General features: G+C 64.4%; 16 protein-coding genes. 3 read left to right on the plus strand and 13 right to left on the minus strand.

Annotation, left to right across the window (positions count from 1 at the left end; genetic code table 11):
- Nucleotides 1-66: 66 nt before the first annotated feature.
- From LB564_RS15520 to LB564_RS15540, 5 genes are all read right to left on the minus strand, one after another.
- A complete protein-coding gene (locus LB564_RS15520) occupies nt 67-1,005 on the minus strand; it encodes a glycosyltransferase family 2 protein (RefSeq protein ID WP_224538978.1) in 939 nt (312 codons plus the stop codon).
- Nucleotides 1,006-1,149: 144 nt separating this feature from the next.
- On the minus strand, nt 1,150-2,034 hold the full coding sequence (locus tag LB564_RS15525) for a transglutaminase N-terminal domain-containing protein (RefSeq protein ID WP_224538980.1): 885 nt from the start codon (nt 2,032-2,034) through the stop codon (nt 1,150-1,152).
- Nucleotides 2,035-2,046: 12 nt separating this feature from the next.
- Nucleotides 2,047-4,458, minus strand: coding sequence for a circularly permuted type 2 ATP-grasp protein (locus tag LB564_RS15530; RefSeq protein WP_140704564.1), 2,412 nt, complete (start codon nt 4,456-4,458; stop codon nt 2,047-2,049).
- Between the two features lie 6 nt (nt 4,459-4,464).
- Entirely contained in the window at nt 4,465-7,824 is a 3,360-nt protein-coding gene (locus LB564_RS15535) for a DUF2126 domain-containing protein (RefSeq protein WP_224538982.1), read from the minus strand.
- Between the two features lie 104 nt (nt 7,825-7,928).
- A complete protein-coding gene (locus tag LB564_RS15540) occupies nt 7,929-9,125 on the minus strand; it encodes an acyl-CoA dehydrogenase (protein WP_224538983.1) in 1,197 nt (398 codons plus the stop codon).
- A gap of 100 nt (nt 9,126-9,225) precedes the next feature.
- Here LB564_RS15540 and LB564_RS15545 point away from each other — a divergent pair, with 100 nt between their 5' ends.
- A complete protein-coding gene (locus LB564_RS15545) occupies nt 9,226-10,137 on the plus strand; it encodes a LysR family transcriptional regulator (RefSeq protein ID WP_224538985.1) in 912 nt (303 codons plus the stop codon).
- On the opposite strand, the gene LB564_RS15550 is transcribed toward LB564_RS15545, so the two are convergent.
- The 8 genes from LB564_RS15550 to LB564_RS15585 all read right to left on the minus strand — a co-directional run bounded on the left by LB564_RS15550 (nt 10,138) and on the right by LB564_RS15585 (nt 20,978).
- On the minus strand, nt 10,138-12,462 hold the full coding sequence (locus tag LB564_RS15550; RefSeq protein WP_224538988.1) for a Tex family protein: 2,325 nt from the start codon (nt 12,460-12,462) through the stop codon (nt 10,138-10,140).
- Nucleotides 12,463-12,819: 357 nt separating this feature from the next.
- Nucleotides 12,820-14,001, minus strand: a complete 1,182-nt coding sequence (locus LB564_RS15555) for a serine hydrolase domain-containing protein (protein WP_224538990.1) — start codon at nt 13,999-14,001, stop codon at nt 12,820-12,822.
- A 33-nt stretch (nt 14,002-14,034) separates the two neighbouring features.
- Nucleotides 14,035-15,231: a serine hydrolase domain-containing protein gene (locus LB564_RS15560; RefSeq protein WP_224538992.1), complete on the minus strand. Its 1,197-nt coding sequence runs from the start codon at nt 15,229-15,231 to the stop codon at nt 14,035-14,037.
- A 65-nt stretch (nt 15,232-15,296) separates the two neighbouring features.
- Complete coding sequence (locus tag LB564_RS15565; protein WP_140704550.1) at nt 15,297-16,331, minus strand: extracellular solute-binding protein; 1,035 nt, start codon at nt 16,329-16,331, stop codon at nt 15,297-15,299.
- A gap of 23 nt (nt 16,332-16,354) precedes the next feature.
- Complete coding sequence (locus tag LB564_RS15570) at nt 16,355-17,155, minus strand: ABC transporter permease (protein WP_140704549.1); 801 nt, start codon at nt 17,153-17,155, stop codon at nt 16,355-16,357.
- Nucleotides 17,148-18,068, minus strand: a complete 921-nt coding sequence (locus LB564_RS15575) for an ABC transporter permease (RefSeq protein ID WP_140704548.1) — start codon at nt 18,066-18,068, stop codon at nt 17,148-17,150. The genes LB564_RS15570 and LB564_RS15575 overlap by 8 nt, the downstream gene beginning before the upstream one ends.
- Nucleotides 18,068-19,162: an ABC transporter ATP-binding protein gene (locus LB564_RS15580; RefSeq protein ID WP_224538994.1), complete on the minus strand. Its 1,095-nt coding sequence runs from the start codon at nt 19,160-19,162 to the stop codon at nt 18,068-18,070. Before LB564_RS15580 ends, LB564_RS15575 begins: the two co-directional genes overlap by 1 nt.
- 139 nt (nt 19,163-19,301) lie before the next feature.
- A complete protein-coding gene (locus LB564_RS15585; RefSeq protein ID WP_224538996.1) occupies nt 19,302-20,978 on the minus strand; it encodes an amidohydrolase in 1,677 nt (558 codons plus the stop codon).
- Between the two features lie 259 nt (nt 20,979-21,237).
- Here LB564_RS15585 and LB564_RS15590 point away from each other — a divergent pair, with 259 nt between their 5' ends.
- Together LB564_RS15590 and LB564_RS15595 are read left to right on the plus strand one after the other, a co-directional pair.
- Complete coding sequence (locus LB564_RS15590) at nt 21,238-21,891, plus strand: TetR family transcriptional regulator (RefSeq protein ID WP_224538998.1); 654 nt, start codon at nt 21,238-21,240, stop codon at nt 21,889-21,891.
- A 23-nt stretch (nt 21,892-21,914) separates the two neighbouring features.
- The gene (locus tag LB564_RS15595) at nt 21,915-22,946 is read left to right on the plus strand and encodes a histone deacetylase family protein (RefSeq protein WP_224539001.1); all 1,032 of its coding nucleotides are present in this window, start codon (nt 21,915-21,917) and stop codon (nt 22,944-22,946) included.
- Nucleotides 22,947-23,056: the final 110 nt, after the last annotated feature.

Genomic DNA, 23,056 nt, shown 5'->3' on the forward strand with positions numbered 1-23,056 from the left:
TGGTTCCACACGCCCACTGAAAACCAGGCGATCCTGGCGGCGTCGGCAACTGGCATGGCTGGAGGCCTACAACGCGCTCTGCATCTGCGTCAGCGGAATCGACAACCTACGCCGCACCTTGAGCTTGAGCTTGTAGCGCAGGCAGCGCCAGGCCTCCGAGCGCCGCTTCGGCGCGGCCTCGGCCACCGCCAGGAAGCGCGCGGCGGTATCCAGGTCGCCGCGCGCATAGTGAACCCGGGCAATCTTGAGTGCGACGAGGCCCTCCCTGGCCTTCAGTGCCGAAATCGGAATGCCGCAATCGGTGAGCGTACGCAGCTCCCGGCGCCAGTCCAGAAAGCGCCGCACCGGGTTGAGCGTGAAGCGATCGTCCGAGCGCTCCGCTGAGACTTCGTAGATCATGACGGGTCGCTGAACCATGGCAAGCGACGCCTTGCTCATCAGCCGCGCCCAGAACAGCGTGTCCTCGTCGAAGGCGAGCCCGACCGGGAAGCGGGTCTCGCCGATGAGACGCCGGGAAGCCAGCACGCTGCCCACCGCCACCGAGCGTATATCCCCCTTCACATAGGCCGAGGCATTGGCGAGGCAGGCCGCTGTATAGCCGTTTGGCACCTTGATCTGCCGGTCCTGGCCGTTCACCCTGCGCCGGAAGGCACCGACGATCATGTCGGCCTTGGGCTGGCTTTCCGCCCGCGACAGCAAGGAGCGCAGGCCGCCCTCGAGATGCAGGTCGTCGGCGTCGATCAGGTAGACCCACGGATGGACCGCTTCATCGAGCGCAAGGTTGCGGGCGCCGCCGGCGTCGCGGCAACTGGCCGGCAGCACACGCAGCGGCAGGGATGATTGCGCCGCGGCCTGCCGTGCTGCATGGGCCGTGCCATCGGTCGATTGGTCGTCGACCATCAGTATCTCGCCGATAAGCCCGGCCTCTCCGCCGAGTGACGCCAGGGTTTTAGCGATCGTTGCCGCCGCATTGTGGGCGGGTATGACGACGCTGATCGTTTTCAATGACAGACCCCGTACCTGTACCCAACAGCTTAAGACTATTCTCCCTCAAACGAATACAGACTAATGGCCGTATCGATGTTTGAGAAGTCGACTCCATCCCTTTGCGGGCTTTCGCGGCGCGGGGCAAGTCGCCGCGCCCCTGTTTTACGCCTTTTCGAGCACCACCGGGATGACGTCGACACCCTGCTCGCCGACTTGGCCGCCGGTCGTCTTCAGCACACCGACGATGGGCGCGACATCCGAATAGTCGCGCCCGTAACCGACGGTGATATGGTCGTTGGAAGCGCGCATGCCGTTGGTCGGATCGAACTCCTGCCAGCCGGCGTCACGCCCGCACCAGACCTTGACCCAGGCATGCATGGCATCCGCGCCTTCCAGCCGGGGTTTGCCCTTGGGCGGAATGGTGCGCAGGAAGCCGCTGACATAGCCGGCCGGTATGCCGAGCCCACGCAAGCCGGCGATCATGATGTGGGAGAAGTCCTGGCAGACGCCCCGCTTCAGCCGGAAGGCATCGCTGGCCCGGGTCCGCACCGTGGTCGCTTCACCATCATAGGTGAAATCGCGATGGATACGGTTGCATAGGTTCATCGCCGTCCCGGCGGCGGAGTTCCCGACGCTGTCTTGGGCGAATGCCGTGATCGCCGCATCGATGCCCGCATGGCTGCTGGCGGTCAGGAAATGGTGCGGCGAGGCAGGCGCCAGCGATCGAACGGCGGCCAGTTCCCGCCTGAGCCGGCCGATATCGGGCGACACGTCGAGCCCAGGCTCGGGCCGCGACACCGCCACGCGCGCGCTCATCCTGATGTCGAGCGCGTCATGGGCATCGCGAAAGGCGATCGAGGTCACGTTGTTGCCGAAAAAATCCGTGAAGTCGGATCGTTCATTGGGCGCCGGCTCGAAGGAGAGCGAAGCGGCGATGACCCGCTGAACGCCACCGATGGTCGGCGGCAGAACCCGCACCTGATGCCGGCCGCCGCCGGCGGCGGCGGCGTAGTCGTAATGGAGCAGAAGCCGGATGTCGTACAGCATGGCCATCGCTTTTTACCCGAAATAGGCTTTGGCGAGGCTGTTGTAGAGGCCGCCGATCTCGCTGGCGAGTTCGTTCAGCGCCTTCGCCGTCATGTCGGCCGGTTCCTTGATGGCGATGGCGGTGTTGAGCTGCAGAATTTCCTTCGCCGCCGCCGACATGTGTCCTTCGCCGCCGACGGACGGCAACAGCCCGATCTCGGCCCTCAGCCGTTCCAACTGGAACAGGATGGAGCGAGGATTGAGCGGATCGAGCGCCAGGAGATCGATCACCGTGCGTCGGCCCGCCTGCACCGGATATTGCCGGCGATGGGTCATGACGCTGTCGCCGATCTCCAGCATCATATCCAGCGCCCCGTCCGGCGCCTCGCGGCTGGTCAGCCTGGCGAGCGTGCAGGCGATCTGGATGCCGCGCTCCAGCCGCCGGCCGATCTCGAGGAAGCGCCAGCCGGCGAAGCGGTACATATTCTCGTGCAAAAGGCCGGAAAACCCGGCGAGCTTGCGCAGGATGACGGTCATGGCCCGCGTCGCGTCGTCGCCCGGCGCCACGGTGGTGGCGAACTGATGGATGGTCTTCGACAAATCCTTTAGCGCCAGCCATCCGTCCGGTGAAAACCGGTCGCGGATCTGGCCAGCGCTGTAAACGGCGCTGTCGAGCGTGCCGATCAGCCCTGGCGGGATCGCCGTTTCGACATCGATGCCGAACGGTTCGAGATAGTCCCTGATATCGGCCAGCAGCGGCATGTCCGGGTCGGAGGTTTCGGCGAGCCGCACGTGATAGGCGCGCAGGATGCGCACCGTATCTTCCGAGCGTTCGATGTAGCGGCCGAGCCAGGTCAGGTTTTCCGCCGCGCGGCTAGGCAGGCTGCCGGGCCTGGTACGGTTGAAGCTGTCGCTCTCCCGCGGCAGCAGCGTCTCGCGCTCCACCGGCCTGTCGCTCACCACCCAGACATCGGCCGCCTGGCCGCCACGCTGCATGGCGATCGCCGTCGGGTCGAGCGACAGGCCGACGCGAGCAAACCCGCCCGGCATCACCGTCCATCCTTCGGGCGTGCGCGCCAGATAGACGCGCAGGCTCGCCGGCCGCGGTTCCAGCCAGCCGCCGACATAGACCGGCGTCGTCGACAGCGTCACCGCTTCCTGGCCGACGAAGGCCTCGCCATCGCGTTCGATGCGCGCCACCAGATCCGCCCGCTCCCCCACCGACAGCGCCGCGCCGAGCTTCGTCTGTCCGTCATCCTCGAAGGCCAGCCTTGTCGACAGCGCCGGGCCGACCACCATGCGGTCGATGTTGGCGAGCACATGAGCGCGTTCCGTCTCCTGCCCGCACCACCATGTCGCCACGCTGGGCAAAAGCAGCTCCTCGCCCCACAATTCGCGCGCGATCTTGGGCAGGAAGGCAAGCAGCGCACGGGTCTCCATCAGGCCCGATCCCAGCGCGTTGACGGTGGACACCGTGCCTTGCCGGATCGCCTCGACCAGGCCCGGCGTGCCGATCTGCGAATCCGGCCGCAATTCGAGCGGATCGGCGAAGGCGGCATCGAGCCGCCGCCACAGCACGCTGATCGGCATCAGGCCCGACACGGTGCGCACCATCAGCCTGCCGCCGGAAACGGTCAGATCCTCGCCTTCGAGCAGCATGATGCCAAGGTAGCGGGCGATATAGGCGTGCTCGTAATAGGTTTCGTTGAGCGGTCCCGGCGTCAGGATGGCGACGCGGCCGTCGCTCTCCTTGGCCATGCCGATCAGCGCGTCGCGGAAGCGGCGGAAGAAGCCGGCAAGCCGGTGCACGTGCATTTCGCCATAGATGTCGGACAAAGCGCGCGTCGTGGCGACGCGGTTCTCCAGCGCGAAGCCGGCGCCCGAAGGCGCTTGGGTGCGGTCGCCCAGCACCCACCAGCGGCCGTCCGGGCCTCGGCCGAGCTCGAAGGCGCAGAAGTGCAGGAAATGCCCCCCGGCCGGCCTGGTGCCGACCACCGGCCGCAAATATTCAGGGCTCGCCGCGATCAGTCCTGCCGGCAGGATGCCTTTTTCGATCAGCCGGTTCGGCCCATGGATATCGGCGACGATTTCCTCGAACAGGTCGGCGCGCTGCACGAGGCCGGCGCTGATCGCCTGCCACTCGCTGTCCTCGATGAGCAGGGGAATATGCGCCAGCGGCCATTCGCGCTCGTTGGCGCCCGCCTTGTCATAAACGCGGTAGTAGACACCGGCATCGCGCAGATACTGGTCGGCTCGGGCGAAGCGCTGGCCAAGCTTTTCGGCTCCGAGTTCGTCCAGTGCCTCGACAAAATGCTTCCAGGCCGGACGGGGATTGCCTGACGCGTCGACCATCTCGTCGACGACGCCGTCGATCGGCTGGTAGTGCTCCAGCAGGCTACGGGCCTGCGGCTTGCCGCGTACCCTTTTGTGATTCCCCTTTGCCATGTCAGATCACAGTCTTGGTGGACGCCTGAGGTCAAGCGTCATCGGAAAATCTTCCGCCGGCTGTTCCTCGCGCAACAAATAGCCCGATGGCGTGTGGCCGCGCGCCTCGAAGCGGGCGAGCCGCCGTGCCTCCGCCTCGTTGCCGTTGACCGGGAACGTCTCGTAGTTGCGCCCGCCGGGATGCGCGACATGGTAGACGCAGCCACCGACCGCCCGGCCGGACCAGCGGTCATAGATGTCGAACACCAGCGGCGTGTTGACCGGGAGTGCCGGATGCAGGCCCGACGCCGGCTGCCAGGCCTTGAAGCGCACGCCGGCCACAGCGATCTCCCTGTTGTCCGTTACCTTCATCGGCACGATGCGGCCATTGCAGACGATCGCATGGCGCTCTGGATTGAGGCCTTCGGTCTTGACCTGCAGCCGTTCGACCGAGGAATCGACGAAACGCACCGTGCCGCCGATCGCCCCCTGCTCGCCCATCACATGCCAAGGCTCCAGCGCTTGCCTGAGCTCCAGTTTGACGCCGGCATGCTGGACTTCGCCACAGAAGGGAAAACGGAATTCGAGTTGGGCGTCGAACCATTCGGGCCTGAACTCGAAGCCGTTGAGCTTGAGGTCGTCGAGCACGTCGAGGAAATCGGCCCAGACATGGTGCGGCAGCATGAAGCGGTCATGCAGCGAGGTGCCCCAGCGCACGAAGCGCCCGTCGAGCGGGTTCTTCCACGCACGGGCGATGATGGCGCGGACCAGAAGCTGCTGCGCCAGGGACATGCGCGCATTGGGCGGCATCTCAAATCCGCGGAATTCGACAAGGCCAAGCCGGCCAGTCGGACCATCCGGGGAAAACAGCTTGTCGATGCAGATTTCCGAGCGGTGCGTATTGCCGGTGACATCGGTCAAAAGGTTGCGGAACAACCGGTCGACCAGCCACGGCAAGGGCGCCGCGCCCTGGTTCGGATGTGGCACCTGCGCCATCGCGATCTCGAGCTCGTAGAGCGAATCGTGGCGTGCCTCGTCGAAGCGCGGCGCCTGGCTGGTCGGGCCGATGAACAGGCCGGAGAACAGATAGGAGAGCGAGGGATGCCGCTGCCATTGCAGCACCAGGCTCTTCAACAGATCGGGCCGGCGCAGGAACGGGCTGTCATTGGGCGTGGCGCCGCCGACCACGACATGGTTGCCGCCGCCGGTGCCGGTATGGCGGCCGTCGATCATGAACTTGTCGGCGCCGAGCCGCGTCTGCCGCGCTTCGTCGTAGATCGCCGTGGTGGTCGCCACGCAATCCTGCCAGTTGGAAGCCGGATGGATGTTGACCTCGATGACGCCGGGATCGGGCGCCACGCGGATGACGTTGAGGCGCGGATCGTGCGGCGGACCGTAGCCTTCTATATGCACGGGAAGTCCAATCGCCTTTGCCGCGTTCTCGGCCGCGGCAACCAGTTCGAGATAGTCTTCCAGCGCCTCGACCGGCGGCATGAACACGCACAGCCGCCCGTCGCGCGGCTCGACCGAAAGCGCGGTACGCACCGCGCCGCCGATCTCGGTGATCTCCTGCTCGACCCGGTCCTGCTGGCCGGTCGCCGCCGTGAACGAGGCCGCCTGCTGGCGCCGCGCCATTTCGTCGGCGCCTTCCAGTTCCGCCGGGGCAGCGGAGGGCAGGATCGCTTCTCGCGCCGGCAGCGCACCGCGCGGCAGCGACGGGTCTACCGGCACGATGTAAGGAAACTGCGCCGGGGGCACGTGGGGTAGCGTGCCGAGCGGCAGACGGTAGCCGACCGGTGAATCGCCCGGCACCAGGAACAGCCGGCCGCGCCGCGTCTTCCATTTTTCCGAGCGCCAGCGCGGATCGGACGCCTGGCTGTTCCAGCGCTGCACCGGCAGGACGTAGCCGGACGGCTTGGTCAGCCCGCGCTCGAACACCTTCGCCATGCGGCTGCGTTCTTCCGGGTCTTCGAGCTTCGAATTCGACGGATCGACATTGTCCGGGAGCTTCCCCTCCTTGAGCAGCCATTCGGCTGGATCCTCATAGGCTTCGCTGACCATGGATTTGTCGATGCCGAGCTCGCCGGCGATCGCCGTCAGCAGGCTTTCGGCCTGCTTCGGCCCGATATCGGCCGCGCTTTTCTCCCGCGCGATCAGCGACGGGTCGCTCCACACCGGCTGGCCGTCGGCGCGCCAGTAGAGCGAAAAAGTCCAGCGCGGCAGGCTCTCGCCTGGATACCATTTGCCTTGGCCGTAGTGCAGGAAGCCGCCCGGCGCGAAACGTTCGCGCAGTTTTCTGATCAGCGCGTCGGCCTTTTCGCGCTTGGTCGGGCCGACGGCGGCGGTGTTCCACTCGGCGGATTCGAAATCGTCGATCGAGACGAAGGTCGGCTCGCCGCCCATGGTCAATCGCACATCCCCGGCCTCGAGTGCCGCATCGACCTTGTTGCCGAGCGCATCCAGCGCCTGCCAGCTTTCGTCCGAGAACGGCTTGGTGATGCGCGGATGTTCGGCGATGCGATCGACCCGCATCTCGAAGCCGAACTCGACATTGGCGAAGCTCGCCATGCCGGAAATCGGTGCCGCATTGCGGAAATGCGGCGTGGCTGCCAGCGGCACATGGCTCTCGCCGGTAAGCAGGCCGGAGGTCGGGTCGAAGCCGATCCAGCCGGCGCCGGGAAGATAGACCTCGCACCAGGCGTGCAGGTCGGTGAAATCGACCGCTGTGCCGGCCGGCCCGTCGAGCGCGATGAGGTCGGGCTTGAGCTGGATCAGATAGCCGGAGACGAAGCGCGCGGCGATGCCGAGATTGCGCAGGATCTGCACCAAAAGCCAGCTCGAATCCCGGCACGAGCCCTTGGCCGCCGCCAGCGTTTCCTCCGGTGAGAAGACGCCGGTCTCCATGCGCACGATATAGGCGATCTCGCGTTGCAGCCGCGCATTGAGGTCGACGAGGAAGTTGACCGTATTGGGCGCGCTACGATCGACGGTTTCCAGGAAAGCCTGGAGAAGCGGACCCGCCGGCTCCGGTGTCCGGTAGATGGCGAGATCGTCCCTGATGTCCTCGGGATAATCGAACGGGAACGCCTCAGCTGACGGTTCGACGAAGAAATCGAACGGATTGTAGACCGTCATGTCGGCGACGAGGTCGATCTCGATCTTCAGCTCCGTCACCGGCTCGGGAAAGACGAACCGGGCGAGGAAATTACCGTAGGGGTCCTGCTGGAGATTGACGAAATGGTTCGCCGGCTCGACCTTGAGCGAATGGCTCAACACCTTGGTACGCGAATGCGGCGCCGGCTGCAGCCTGATGATCTGGGGGCCAAGCACCACCGGCCGGTCATATTTGTAGTGGGTCAGGTGGTAGACGGCTGCCAGAATTGCCATGGGACCCCGGGGTTCGGCGTTTAGCTGGCCGAACCCTGACACATCTGGCCGCCATTCTCCAAGCGGATGTTGCGGTGCACCTAAATTAAACGGCTACCGAACCCTCAGAAAAACGCCTGTATCCCCGTCTGCGCCCGTCCCAGGATCAGCGCGTGCACGTCATGCGTGCCTTCATAGGTGTTGACGGTCTCGAGGTTCTGCGCGTGGCGCATGACGTGGTAGCCGATCTGGATGCCGTTGCCGCCATGCATGTCGCGGGCCTGGCGGGCGATGTCGAGTGCCTTGCCGCAATTGTTGCGCTTGACGATCGAGATCATCTCAGGCGCCATCTTGCCTTCGTCGAGCAGACGTCCGACGCGCAGCGACGCCTGCAAGCCCAGTGCGATTTCGGTCTGCATGTCGGCGAGCTTCTTCTGGTAAAGCTGCGTGCCGGCCAGCGGCTTGCCGAACTGCTTGCGGTCGAGGCCATACTGGCGAGCGCGGCGCCAGCAATCTTCCGCCGCCCCCATCGAACCCCAGGAAATGCCGTAGCGGGCCCGGTTGAGGCAACCGAACGGTCCGCCGAGGCCCTTGGCGTTCGGCAGCAGCGCGTCCTCGCCGACCTCGACGCCTTCCATCACCACTTCGCCGGTGATCGAAGCGCGCAGGCTGAGCTTCCCGCCGATCTTCGGCGCCGAAAGCCCCTTCATGCCCTTTTCCAGCACGAAGCCGCGGATTTCGTCCTTGCCGTTCTCGCCCTTCAGCTTCGCCCAAACGACGAACACGTCGGCGACCGGCGCATTGGAAATCCACATCTTGGAGCCGGTCAGCCTGTAGCCGTTGGCGGTCTTTTCGGCGCGGGTCTTCATGCCGCCGGGGTCGGAGCCGGCATCCGGCTCGGTCAGGCCGAAACAGCCGATCCATTCGCCGCTGGCGAGCTTCGGCAGGTACTTCCTGCGCTGCTCATCCGAGCCATAGGCATGGATCGGATACATCACCAGCGACGACTGCACCGACATCATCGAGCGATAGCCGCTATCGACGCGTTCGACTTCCCGTGCCACCAGCCCATAGGTGACATAGTTGGCGCCAAGTCCACCGAACTCCTCGGGGATATTGATGCCTAGCAGGCCGGCCTCGCCCATCTCGCGGAAGATCGCCGTGTCGAAAGTCTCGTTGAGATAGGCTTCCTCGATGCGCGGCGCGAGCTTGTCGGCGGCAAAGGCGGCAGCGCCGTCGCGCACCATGCGCTCGTCTTCCGAAAGCTGGTCCTCGATCAGGAACGGGTCTTCCCAGACGAATGCATTCTTGTCGGCGGCCATGGCTTTCTGTCCTTCGAAAGGTGAACCCGGCTTATCGGCCCGCAGCTTGAGAAAATCAAACGAAATTGCTTCACCGATCAATGAGCGTTAGTAATGGATCATGAGTGTCCAACGACGTCTTTTGCCCAACATCAGTGCCCTCGCCGCCTTCGAGGCGGTGGCCCGGCTCGGCTCCTTCACCGCCGCCGCGCAGGAGCTGGACTTGACCCAGGGCGCTGTCAGCCGGCAGATCAACCTTCTGGAGGATCAGTTCGGTCGCCGGCTGTTCGAACGCGACAGCCGCAACGTCCGCCTGTCGACCGCGGGCGAAATCTACGCCGAGGCCGTGCGCTCGGCACTTGGCCAATTGCGCGATGCAGCCCTCGGATTGATGAGCAATCGGCATAGTGGCATCCTGAACCTTGCCATTTTGCCGACCTTCGGCACCCGCTGGCTGATGCCGATGATCCCCGATTTCGTCGAAAGCAATCCCGACATAACCATCAACTTCGCCACCCGCATCGGCCGTTTCGACTTCGCCAGGGAGAGGCTGGATGCGGCCATCCACTACGGCCTGCCGGACTGGCCGGAAGCCGACTCGACGCTGCTGGTGCGCGAAACGGTGGCCCCGGTCGTCTCGCCCGACTTCCTCGCCGGACGCGCCATCGCCACGCCGGCCGACATCGGTCGTTTGCCGCTGCTGCACATGACGACGCGCCCCGGCGCCTGGAGCGAATGGTTCGAGCATCAGGGCCTGAGCGCTCCGACCGGACCCGGCATGCAGTTCGAACAGTTCGGCACCGCCGCCCAGGCCTGCATGACGGGGCTCGGCGTGGCGCTGTTGCCGCTGCTTCTCATCGAGGGTGAATTGCAGCGCGGCCAGCTTGTGCCGGCGCCCGGCCAGCCGATGCAAAGCCGCAGCGCCTATTACCTTGTCGTTCCCCACGACAAGCGCGGCTATCCACCGGTCGCCAGTTTTCGCGACTGGCTGCTGGGCCGGCTCGAGAAGGAGCCGGCTGTTCTGGCGTGGTAGCTACTTCCGCTTCAGCGCGTCCGCCAGCGCCGCGCCGAACGCGCCCTGCTGTGCCGGCCGCTCCGGTTGGCGTTGCGGCGCCGGCGAGCGTGGCGCCGGCCTGCCGCCGCCATTGTCGCGCGGTCCACCCTTCGATGCGCCGCCCTCGCCGCCATCCCTCCGCATGGAGAGCGCGATGCGCTTGCGCTTGATGTCGACATCGACGACGCGCACCTTGACCACGTCGCCGGCTTTGACCACCTCATGCGCGTCCTTGATGAAACGGTCGGCCAGTTGCGAGACATGCACCAGCCCGTCCTGATGCACCCCGATATCGACGAAGGCGCCAAACGCCGCGACGTTGGTCACCGTGCCTTCCAGCAGCATGCCGGGCTTCAGATCCTTGATGTCGTCGACACCGTCGGCGAAGGTCGCGGTCTTGAAGCCCGGGCGCGGGTCGCGACCGGGCTTTTCCAGCTCGGCAAGAATGTCGCGCACCGTCGGCAGGCCGAAGCGCTCGTCGACGAACACGCGGGGATCGAGCGCCTTCAGCGCCGCGCTGTCACCCATCAGCGAACGCACGTCGCGGCCGCAGGCGGCGACGATCTTCTTGGCCACGCCATAGGCTTCCGGATGCACCGACGAGGCATCGAGCGGCTCGCTGCCATTGGCAATGCGCAGGAAGCCGGCGCATTGCTCGAAGGCGCGCGGTCCAAGCCGGGCCACCTTGAGCAGTTCCTTGCGGCTGGCGAACGGACCGGTCGCGTCGCGATGCGCGACAATGGCGTCGGCGAGCGAGGCGCCCAATCCTGAAACGCGCGCCAAAAGCGGCGCCGAGGCGGTGTTGAGGTCGACGCCGACCGCGTTGACGGCGTCCTCCACGACCGCTTCCAGCGAGCGGCCGAGCCGGTACTGGTCGACATCGTGCTGATACTGTCCGACGCCGATCGATTTCGGCTCGATCTTGACCAGTTCGGCCAGGGGATCCTGCAGGCGCCGCGCGATCGACACCGCGCCGCGCAGCGACACGTCGAGGCCGGGAAACTCGGCCGCCGCCGCCGCCGAGGCCGAATAGACCGAGGCGCCCGCCTCGCTGACGATCACCTTGAGCGGCTTCGGGCCTGTCCCCGCGGGCAGGTCGGACAGCATGTCGGCGACCAGCTTCTCCGTCTCGCGGCTGCCGGTGCCGTTGCCGATCGAGATCAACTCGACCTTGTGCTGGCGGATCAGCGCGGCAAGTTCGGCCTGCGTGCCGCGCACATCATTCCTCGGCGGGAACGGATAGACCGTCGTCGTCGCCACCAGCTTGCCGGTGCCGTCCACCACCGCGACCTTGACGCCGGTTCGGATACCTGGGTCGAGCCCCATCGTCGGCCTTGAGCCGGCGGGTGCCGCCAGCAGCAAATCCTTGAGGTTACGGGCAAAAACATGGATCGCTTCTTCCTCGGCCCGCTCGCGCAGGTCGCGCATCAGATCGAGCGTCAGGTGCAGCGACAGTTTGATGCGCCAGGTCCAGCCTGCCACTTCCATCAGCCAGCGGTCGCCCGGCAGGCTGCCACCGATGGCATAGGCGTTGGCGATCATCCGCTCGACCGGCTTCACCGGCGAGGTGTCATCCGCATCGACCTCGATGTCGAGCGACAGCACTTCCTCGTTGCGGCCGCGCAGCATGGCCAGTGCGCGGTGGCTCGGCGCCGTGGACCAACGCTCGACATGGTCGAAATAGTCGGAGAATTTCGCGCCGGCCTCCTGCTTGCCGTCGACCACCCTGGCGCGCAGGAAGGCGCGCTCCTTCATGTAGCTCCGCAGCTTGCCGACCAGATCGGCATTCTCCGCGAACTGCTCCGAGAGAATATCGCGCGCGCCCTCGAGTGCCGCCTTGATGTCGGCCACCTCCTCGGTGACATAGGCGAGCGCCACCTCGGAGGGCACCAGCGAACGGTCGGCGAGGATCGCCTCCGCCAAAGGCCCGAGGCCCCGCTCCCTGGCGATCTCGGCCTTGGTGCGGCGCTTCGGCTTGTAGGGCAAATAGATGTCTTCCAGCTCCGCCTTGGTGGCCGCCGCCGCGATCTTGGCTTCGAGATCCTCGGTCAGCTTGCCCTGCTCGCGGATCGAGCCGAGGATGGTGTCGCGGCGCGCATCGAGTTCGCGCAGATAGGCAAGCCGTTCGGCAAGGTCGCGCAGCTGCGTGTCGTCAAGCCCGCCGGTCACTTCCTTGCGGTAGCGCGCCACGAACGGCACTGTCGCGCCTTCATCGAGCAGTCCGATCGCCGCGGCCGCCTGTTCGGGCCGCGCCTTGATTTCGGCCGCGATGATGGCTGCGATGCGCTTGATGTCGGATGCCATGTCATTCTCACTCTTTTCGAAAAGAGCGGCGACCATAGGCGCAGACATCAGGTCCGCCAACCGCCGCGTTTTCACCAACGCCCGAGGTCCACAGGAAAGGACCTGGCAATTCCCCTGCCTCTTCGCAGAAATGACACCTCCGAAGCGTTGACGCCGCCCCTCACCTGCCTGCCGGCATCCTCTCCCCGTATAGTGACGGGGAGAGGACGCTGTCATCGCCGGTTTCGCTAATCACTAGCATTGAAGGGAAAGGCGCCCGAGCCGCGGCCAGCCCCCTTCTCCCCGTCACTACACGGGGAGAAGGTGCCGGCAGGCGGATGAGGGGCAGCGCCGACATCGAGGTCGGATGCTATCGCCCTAGACCATCCGGCTCAGCGCCTCGAAAAACGCGACGATCTCGACATCCAGAGGATCGTCGACCGGCTCCGGTTGCGACGACATCTTGGCTATGACGACTTCCGCTTTCGGATCGACATAAAGCCACTGGCCATGGATACCGATGCCGCAATAGGCGCCATTTTCGAAGCCGGTCTGATACCATTTGTTGCGGTATCGACCCTTCGGGAACAACGGCAGCATGGCGCCGCGCTGCCAGGCCTCCGAGCTGCCGCCGGTGACGGTGGTGTCGCGCACCCAGGCTTCGGGCACGATGCGGCGGCCATTGGCGGTGCCGCCTTGCCGCATCATCTCGCCGATGCGTGCCAGATCGCGCGGCGTCACCGAAATGCCGCCGGCGGTACGTGCCGTGCCTTCCATGTCGACGCCGATCGACGCCTCGCTGACCGCGCCAAGCGGCTGCCACAGTTTCTCGCGCATCAGGTCCGGGAAGCGCTGGCCCGAGGCACGTTCCAGCAGCAGGCCGAGCAGGTCGGAATTGGGCGAACGGTAGCGGAAAGTCTGGCCATGCGGCTCGGCAAGCCGCTGCAAGGTCAGGATGAATTCGCGCAGGCTTTCGGTGCCGCCGCCGGGGTTCCACATCGTCGCTCGGCGATAGCGGGCAAAAGCGCTTTCGGGATCGAGATAGGCCTCCTCGAAATCGAGGCTGACGCTCATATCGAGCACATGCCGCGCGCTTGCATCGCCATAGGCTGACCCCAGGGCCTCCGGAATGTACTTCGTCACCGGGGCCTCCGGGTCGAACACCCCCTCGCCTTCGAGTATGCCGGCGATGATGGCGGTCACCGATTTGCTGATCGAGAAGATGATGTGGCGCGCGCCGAAATCCATATGTGGGGCGAACCAGTCGCCAATGATCTTGCCGCCTTTCATCACCGTCAGCGCGTCAGTGCTGGAGCGCAAGAGGAATTCGGCCACCGTCTCTGGCGCAGCGGCAACCGAAACCTTTTCGCCGAGCAAGCTGCCGATATCCCGCAGCGGCGCCTCGACGCCGCCCGGTGCCGCGGCCACGCGGGCGGTCGGCACCAGTTCGCCGAGATTCTGGAATGACCACCGGTTGAACGGGTTTTCGCGCCAATTGCCGAGCTGCACCTCGTTGCGGCGGAAGCCGTAGCGGGTCTCGAACGCGGTCTTGCCGGTCATGGCGTTTCCTTCCAGTCCATTGTTCGTTGAAGCTCAGGCCAGTGCAGCGGCTATGGCGTGCACGGCCTTCAGCGTTGCCACGGAATAGGCCATGTTGCTGAAATCCGGCCAGGTGGACAGCTTCACCACGACGATTCCTGTGTCCCAGTCGATGTGGATCATCTGTCCGAACACGCCCCGGCACATCAGCGCCCGCGACCGCGGATTCTCGATCCAGAACTGGTTGCGATAGCTGCCCTCGGGCAGGCTGGCGGAGAAATCCGGACCATGCTTGCCGGTACGCGTCGCCTCGATCCAGTCCGCCGGCACGATGCCGCCGCCATCGTCGAGGATCAGCTGGCCAAAGCGGGCGTAGTCGCGCAGCGTCGCGTTGAAGCCGCCATCGGCCAGCGCGTAGCCAGCGCTGTCGACGGTGAAGCAGGCGCTTTCGTCGGCACCGAGCTTTTGCCAGAGTTCCTCGGAAACCAGTTGCGACAGCCTCTTGCCTGTCACCCGTTCCATGATGAAGGCAAGCACGTCGGTCTCGATCGAGCGGTACTCGAAGCGGGCACCGTGCGGGCGCACCGTCTCTTTCAATCCCAGGATCAGCTCGAACATGTGCGAGGGCCAGCGGAAATCCGGATCGCTGCCCGGCGGCACCGGTTTCCAGCCGGTCGCGACATCGACCTGGCCGATGTCGGAATAGCGGTCGACATATTCCTCGGAGAACCGCACGCCGGTCGTCATGTCCAAGACATGCTGGACGCTGGCGCCGGCCCAGCCGGTGGCGCCAAGCTCCGGCAAATAATCGGTGACGAGCCTCGCCGGATCGATCAGGCCGCGTCCGGCCAGTATGCCGAACACCGAGCCGGTGATCGATTTAGCCATCGACTGCGAGAGATGCAGCGTGCGCTCGTCCATGCCGTTGAAATAGCGCTCATAGGCTATCCTGCCGTGCTTGAGCACCAGGAAGCCGTCCGTATAGGTCTCGTCGAGCAAGCCGGCGAGCGTCGAAGGCCTGCCCTCGCTGTCCCCGACCGCCAACCTGTCGAGATCGACCTCGGCGCGTTCGAGACGGTGGCGGTGACCATTGCCGCGCCAGACTTCGGCGGTCGGCAGGATTTCCCTGATGTGCTGGAAAGCCCAGCGGTTCCAGGGCGGCCTGTCCCAGTCGAGCCTGGGGGGCACCATGGCGGGCGGCGAGCCGTGCATGATCGGCGGCCGCGGATCGCTGTTGCGATAGGAGTCCATGAAAGGCCATTCCCAGAAAAGAAAGGCCCGGCGGCATGTGCCGCCGGGCCTTTTGGGGTCTGTGACTACTTCTGCAGTTCGGTCCAGATCTTGGTGTAGAGCTCCTGCGTCTCAGGGGCGCACATCTGCTGCAGTTCGCCAAGCGGCTTGGCGTCGGCCGGAATGACGACTTCCGGCGCGTCCTTCATGTCGGCCGGCATGTATTTGTCCGAACCGGCAATGGCGTTGGCGTAACGATGGAAGGCCGAGAGGCCCGCCGCGTTTTCCGGATCCATGATGAAGTTCTGGAACAGCTTGGCGTTCTCGACATTCTTGGCTTCCTTGAGAACGACGACGTTGTCGCTCCACAGGCCATAGCCTTCCTTCGGATAGTTGAAGTGGATGGCCGGGTTGGCCAGGCGCTGGCGGAGCGCCGAGCCGTTCCAGTCGCTGGTTGCCTTGAAGTCGCCGGCGCCCATCTTCTCGATCGTGTTGTATTCCATGGCGATCCAGTTCGGCTTGGCCGCCACCAGGAGGTCGCGTACCTTCTTCAGCACCACCTTGTCGTCGGTGCACTGCTGGCCGCCGACATACTTGATCGCGGCGAACATCACGTCGCCCATCTCCGGCACGACGTTGACCTTGCCCTTCAACTCGTCCGGCGTGTTGAAGATGATGCCCCAGGTGTTGGCCGGACCCTTGTAGGCGTCGGTATTGACGACGACGCCGATCGTGCCCCAAGCCCACGGAACGGTGTATTTACGGCCGGGATCGAAGTCGGGATTGGCCCATTCGGGTGCGATGTTCTTGGCGTTCTCCATCTTGCCGGGATCGGTCTCCTGGACGAGACCTTCCTTGATCCAGATCGGCACGTAGGTCTGCGACGGAACCGCGATGTCGAAACCGGTGCCGCCCTGGCGAACCTTGGCCAGCGCCGTATCGTTGGAATCGTAGTCGGTGATGGTCACCTTGATGTTGTATTTGGCTTCGAACTTCTTGATCACGTCGGGACTGGTGTAGTTGCCCCAATTGTAGATGTTGAGCACGCCGTCGGCGCGGGCGAGCCCCGTCGAAGCGAGCAGCGCCAACCCCATGGCACTCGCTGTTGTCTTCCAGTTCATGGTCTTAACTCCCATTGTCGGTTTCAGTCTCGTTTCCTGCTGACGAAGAAAAACAACGTGACGATCGCGACCGAAAGCAGCAGGAAGGCGGTCGATATCGCGTTGATCTCAGGCGTGATGCCGCGGCGGATCTGGCCGAGCATGTAGGTGGGCAGCGTGTCCTGGCCGCCCGATTTGACGAACTCGGTGATGACCACGTCATCGAGTGAGATGACGAAGGCCAGCATCAGGCCGGCGAGGATACCGGGCCACAAAAGCGGCAGCGTGATGCGGCGGAAGGTCTTCCATGGCGTCGCGTACAGATCGGCCGCGGCGCGTTCCAGCGTCAGGTCCATATTCTCCAGCCGCGCCCGGATCGGCAGGTAGGCGAACGGAATGCAGAACGCCGTATGCGCGGCGACCAGATAGCCGATGCCGGAATAGCCGGTGAAGATCTTGATGCGCGAGAAGAAGATCAGCAGCGCCACGCCGGTGACGATCTCGGGCACCATCAGCGGCTGGTTGATCGCCGCGTATTTGAAGGTGAGGCCGGGATAGGACGCCGTGCGCGTGGTGGCGAGTGCCGCCATGGTGGCGAAGATGGTCGACAGCACCGCCGCGATGGCGCCGATCTGGAACGAGCGCAGCGTCGCATCGATGACTTGCGTGTTCTGGTAAGCCGACTGGAACCATTTCAGCGAAAACCCGCCCCATTCCGAGGTCGAGCTTGCCGCGTTGAAGGCATAGATCACCAGCACGATGATCGGCAGATAGAGCACCACGAAACAGGTCGCCGCGATCGCGGTGAAGCCCGGCTGGTGCTTGATGGAGAAGTTGCTAGCCATGCCGCACCCCTGACTTCCCGGCATTGCGCACATAGGCGAGCAGCGCCACCATGACGATGATCATCACCGTGATCGACAGCGCCGAGCCGAGCGGCCAGTTGCGGCCCTGTCCGAACTGCAATTCGATCAGATTGGACAGCATCATGTTCTTGCCGCCGCCCAGCACGCTCGGCGTCACATAGGCGCCGAGCGCCGGAATGAAGACCAGGATGGAGCCGGCAATGACACCAGGTTTGACCAGCGGGAAAATGATCTTGCGCAGCACCTTGAAGCGTGTCGCGTAGAGATCGTAGCCCGCCTCGACCAACCGGAAGTCGAGCTTCTCCATGCTGGCATAGATCGGCAGCACCATCAGCGGCAGGTAGACATAGGCCATGCCGATCAGGATCGCCGTGTCGGTGTAGAGGATCTGCACCGGCGCCGAGACGATGCCGAGCTTCAGAAGGATGGTGTTGACGATGCCTTCGTTGCGGATGATCTGCAGCACCGCGAAGGTGCGGATCAACAGGTTCGTCCAGAATGGGATGGTGATCAGGAACAGCCAGAGATCGCGTGTTTTCTCGCTACGCGTGGCCATGAAATAGGCGGTCGGGAAACCGAGCGCCAAGGTGGCGAGCGTCGTCACCACCGCGAGCTTGATCGAGCGCCAGAAAATGGTGACATGCGCCGCCGCCAGCGACAGCGTGTCGTCGAAAATATCGCGTTCCAGGAAGACCGACGTCCAGGCGTCGGACGAGAATTGCCATTTCACGTCGCCGTAGGCGCCGGGGGTCAGGAACGAATAGACCAGCACGATCAGCAGCGGGCCGGTGGCGGCGAACAGGATGACCAGCAGCGCCGGGGCTGACAAAAGCCAGCGGTCACGGACATCGCGCCGTTCCGCTGCCTTGGCGACTTCTTCCGCGGTCGCCATCAGTCCCTCAGCACTTGCGCGGCGTCGTTGCCGATCATGATGCCGACCTTGTCGCCGCGCTCGAAACCGCAGCCGGCGCTGCGCGTGTTCTGCTGGCGCACGGTGAAGGCCTCGCCGCTGTCGAGCTGGACATGGATATGCGTGTCGGTGCCGAAATAGACGATGTTTTCGACCGTGCCCGATAGGTCGCCCTTGTCCTTCGTCAGCTTGGCATGCTCGGGCCGCACCACCACGGTGGCGTTGTCCTTGGGCTGGAAGCCTTCGGCAACGGTCGCCTCGATGGTGGTGCCGGATTTCAGCGTCGCGCGCGCCTTGCCATTGCCGACGTCTGAAATGGCGGCGGTGAGGAAATTGGTTTCGCCGATGAAGTCGGCCACGAAGCGTTCCGCCGGCTTGTCGTAGATGTCCCAGGGCGAGCCGACCTGCAGGATCTTGCCCGACGACATCACCGCGATGCGGTCCGACATGGTCAGCGCTTCTTCCTGGTCGTGAGTGACGAAGATGAAGGTGATGCCGGTCTCGTGCTGCAGCCGCTTCAGCTCGATCTGCATCTCCTTGCGCAGCTTGTAGTCGAGCGCTGAGAGCGGTTCGTCGAGCAACAGCACTTTCGGCTGCGGCGCCAGCGCCCGGGCCAGCGCCACGCGCTGCTGTTGGCCGCCGGAAATCTGGCCGGTGCGGCGACCCGCCAGCGCTTCCATCTTGACCAGCTTCAACATCTCGGCGACACGCGCCTTGATCTCGGCCTTTGGCTTGCCCAGCATTTCCAGGCCAAAGCCGATATTGTCGGCCACCGTCATGTGCGGGAACAGGGCGTAGGACTGGAAGACGGTGTTGACCGGCCGCTTGAACGGCGGCAATGGCGCGATGTCATGGCCGTAGAGCAGGATCCCGCCGGCGGTTGGAAAGTCGAAGCCGGCGATCAGACGCAGCAAGGTGGTCTTGCCGCAGCCGGACGGCCCCAGCAGCGTGAAGAACTCGTTTTCGCGGATGGATACCGAGACCTTGTCGAGGGCAGCGACCTGCCCCTCACCCGATCCGAAAATTTTGCTGACGTTTACTACTTCAATCGCATTCCGATCCGGTTTGTCCGGCACGATTACGCCTCACTGTTGACCCCGCTCTTGCTGGCGGAGTTTGTCCCCTGTTGGATGTGACCACATGGCCGGTAGGTTGGCAAGCCCGGCATTGAATCACAGTTCAGTCAGTCGTTAGACAGCAAGCCTCATGCCATTATCAGGCCTGATAGGTGATCTTGCCGCCGCAGATCGTCGTCACCGGCCGTACCTTGTGCAGATCGGCCGGCGCCGTCTTCTCGATATCGGCCGACAGCACCACCAGATCCGCCAAATAGCCCGGTTTCACCATGCCCTTGCGGTGCTCGGCGAATTCGGCATAGGCGCCTTCGACCGTGTAGGCGGCAATCGATTCATGCAGCGAGAAGCTCTGGTCGGGATCGTTTTCTGCCCACGGCTTGCGCAGCACTGCCGCCTGAATGCCCAGGATCGGGTCGATCGGCGACACCGGCCAGTCCGACGCGAACACGACATGCGCGCCGGCGTTCTTCAAGGTGCGCCAGGCGTAGCTGAGCGGCCAGCGCGCAGGCCCGATCCGCGACACGGTCGGCTCCAGGGGGAAATCCATGGCGCCGGGCGGATGCGGCGGCTGCATGGAAGCGATGACGCCGAGTTCGGCAAAGCGCGGCACATCGGCGCTGGTGGTGACCTCGATATGTTCGACCCGGTGCCGGCTGTCGCGCTTGCCGTTGGCCTTCTCAGCCGCCTCATAGCCGTCGAGCACGGCACGCACCGCGCCGTCGCCAATCGCGTGCACGGCGATCTGCAGCCCGCGTTTGTCGATGGCGACCGCCAGATCGATGAACTGCCGCGGCGTGAACAATGGCTCGCCGACCCAGTCGGGACGATCGGCATAAGGCTCGATCATGACCGCCGTCCAGGAGTCGAGCACCCCGTCATAGAACACCTTGACCATGCCCGACGACAGCCATTCACTGTCGTAGCGTTCGGCCATGACGGACGCCTTGTCGAGCATGTCGAGCGTCATGAAATTCTTGTAGTGGAAGGGAATCTGCACGCGGCAGGGCAGCCCTTCCTCGGCCTCGATCTCGGCCAGCAGTTCGAGCTGGTAGAGGTTGCCGTCCATGTTCTGGATCGAAGTGATGCCGTGTCGCGCGCACCAGGCAAGCCCACGCCGCATGATGTCGCGGTCGAAGGCGCGTTCTTCCGCCGTCGGCAGCGGCTCCGGCTCGCCGCCGGTCGCCAGCCCCAGCCGCACACGGCTTTCGCCGGCAAGGTCGAGCACCGGGCCGAACGCTTCGCCCTCGCGCAACTCGCCTTCTGCCAGGCCGTCATCCCCCATGACGATCTCATTACCCGGCCCAAGCGTGCGCCCATGCAGAATATCAGCCATTTCCAGCGCTTTGGTGTTGGCCCACATCGTGTGGTGGTCGGGAGCCGCCATGACGAAAGGCCGGTCCGGCAGGATCGCGTCGAGATGGTGGCGCGTCATCCGCACGTCGTCGAGCACCGTGTAGTCGACGCCCTGCCCGACCAGCATCCGCGCGTCGGGACGTGTCGTTGCATAGTCGCGGATCGCCTTCTGCAGCGCCTCGAACCCGTGCACGCCCGCCAGTTGCAGATGGGCAAGCTCGGCGGCGCCCGAAAACAGATGCATATGGGCTTCGATGAAGCCGGGCAGGACCGATCCGCCATGCGCGTCGATGACGTTGGTGGCTGATCCCTTGAATTCTTCGATGGCTGCGCGACCGCCAATGGCGATGATGGAGCCATCCTTGACGGCAACGGCTTCGGCGACGGGATTATCATCGTCCATGGTCAGCACGCGACCGTTGAGAACGATCAGATCCGCACTACCCGCACCCGTGACCGACATCGCGACTCCGCGCTTTTGACGACTGACTGGAGACCGGAAAAGCTCGTGTCCAACGACCCGCCGCACCATGGAGCGGCGCTGTCGGACAAATTTGATGCCGGCGCACTGTCTTTGAAATTCCCCTTGTTATCCCAAGAGACAGTGTGGATAAAGAATGCGACTGATTATTCGCGTTTGTCAACATGCCGGATTTGGAATGTATTGTGGACAGCACGCTCCGCCTCTCTTGGGACCAGGCGGGGAACGAGGACATCAACCCGTGAAGCGCAGTCTCGACCGCAAAACCAGGATAGCGCTCGAGCCGCGCAAGCAGCCGCGGCAGCAACGCTCGAGCAAGGTTGTCGACCGGATTCTCGACGCGGCGCTGATCTTGACGCGAGAGCAAGGAACCAGGACGCCGACGACGCTCGCCATCGCGCAGCGCGCGGGCTTGTCTGTCGGTTCGGTCTACCAGTACTTTCCCAACAAGGAAGCCATCCTTCTGGACCTCGCCCGGCGCTGGCTGTCCTCCTTTCCCGAGGTGATCGAGAAGCGCATAAAGGTCCCTCGGCCCACCAACCGTGAAGAATTCCGGCGCGAGGTACGCAAGCTCTTCATCGACACGTCCAGTATCTATCTCGAGAACGCGACCCTGATGCCGGTGATCGAGGCCATTTCAGGCAATGCCGATCTCAGGCCTATCCAGGACGAATATGACGAGCAGATCATCGCGCTTTACGCCGCCTGGCTGCGGCATGTGAATCCGGCTCTCGAAGACAAGACCGCCAAACGGCTCGGCCTGGTGATGATGGAGGTCGGGCACGCCTGCCGGCTGGTCGGACTGAAGAGAGATCGCAGGACATTCGACCTCATCGAGGACGATGTCGAAGCCATGTGGCTGGCTCTGGTGAGCCCCTATCTCAATCTAGGCTGATTTCGCACATCGAGAGGAATTTCATGAAGACTGTCTATTCGCCGCTTCACGCCGGTCATGCCGGCCAGATGGAACTGGTCACCTCGGCGATCGTGCCCGGGTTCGAAAAACCCTCGCGCGCGGAGTTCATCAAGGCGCGGGTCGAAAGCGAGAAGCTCGGACCTGTTATCGCGCCGGTCGAGCACGACCTTGCCGCCGCCAAGCGCGTTCACAGGGCCGACTACATCGACTTCCTGCCGACCGTCTGGCCACAATGGGTCGCCGAGGGCCACACGGGCACGGCCATGCCCTTCACCTGGCCGACGCGTGGCCTGCGCGGCGACGTGCCGCCCAAGCGCATCGACGCCCTGCTCGGCTATTATTCCTTCGACGGCGGCGCCACCTTCGTCGAAGGCACCTGGGCCGCGATCAAATCCTCCTACGAGGTCGCGCTGACCGCCGCCGGTCTGGTCAAGGGCGGTGAGAGATCGGCCTTCGCGCTCTGCCGCCCGCCTGGCCACCATGCCGGCGCCGGCTTCATGGGCGGCTATTGCTACATCAACAACGCGGCCGTTGCCGCGCAATGGTTCCTCGACCAGGGCGCCAAACGCGTCGCCATCCTCGACGTCGATTATCACCACGGCAATGGCACGCAGGAGATCTTCTACGACCGCGCCGACGTGCAGGTTCTCAATCTGCACGGCGATCCAATGGTGGAATACCCGTTCTTCCTCGGCCATGCCGACGAGCGCGGCGCGGGCTCCGGTGAAGGCTTCAACATCAACTATCCCATGCCCTTCGGCACCGGCTGGGACGCCTGGAACGCCGCCCTGGAAGACGCCTGCGCCAAGCTTGCAGCCTACGCGCCCGACATCGTCGTCGTGTCGCTCGGCGTCGATACTTTCGAGAAGGACCCGATCAGCCAGTTCAAGCTGAAAAGCCTCGACTATCCCAAGATCGGCCGGCGCATTGCCAAGCTCGGCTTGCCGACGCTGTTTGTCCAGGAAGGCGGCTATGCCGTCGAGGAGATCGGCATCAATGCCGTCGGCGTGCTGACCGGTTTCGAGGATCGCTAGATCGCCGCAAGGGAACGCGGCCGTCTGCGCGAAGACCAAAGAGGGTGGCGTCAGCCGCCCTTTTTTGCGTCCACCGATACCCAATGAGCCCATCGCAAATGCTGTGGCCA

Source organism: Mesorhizobium sp. ES1-6 (genome assembly GCF_020164775.1).
Classification (GTDB): domain Bacteria; phylum Pseudomonadota; class Alphaproteobacteria; order Rhizobiales; family Rhizobiaceae; genus Mesorhizobium.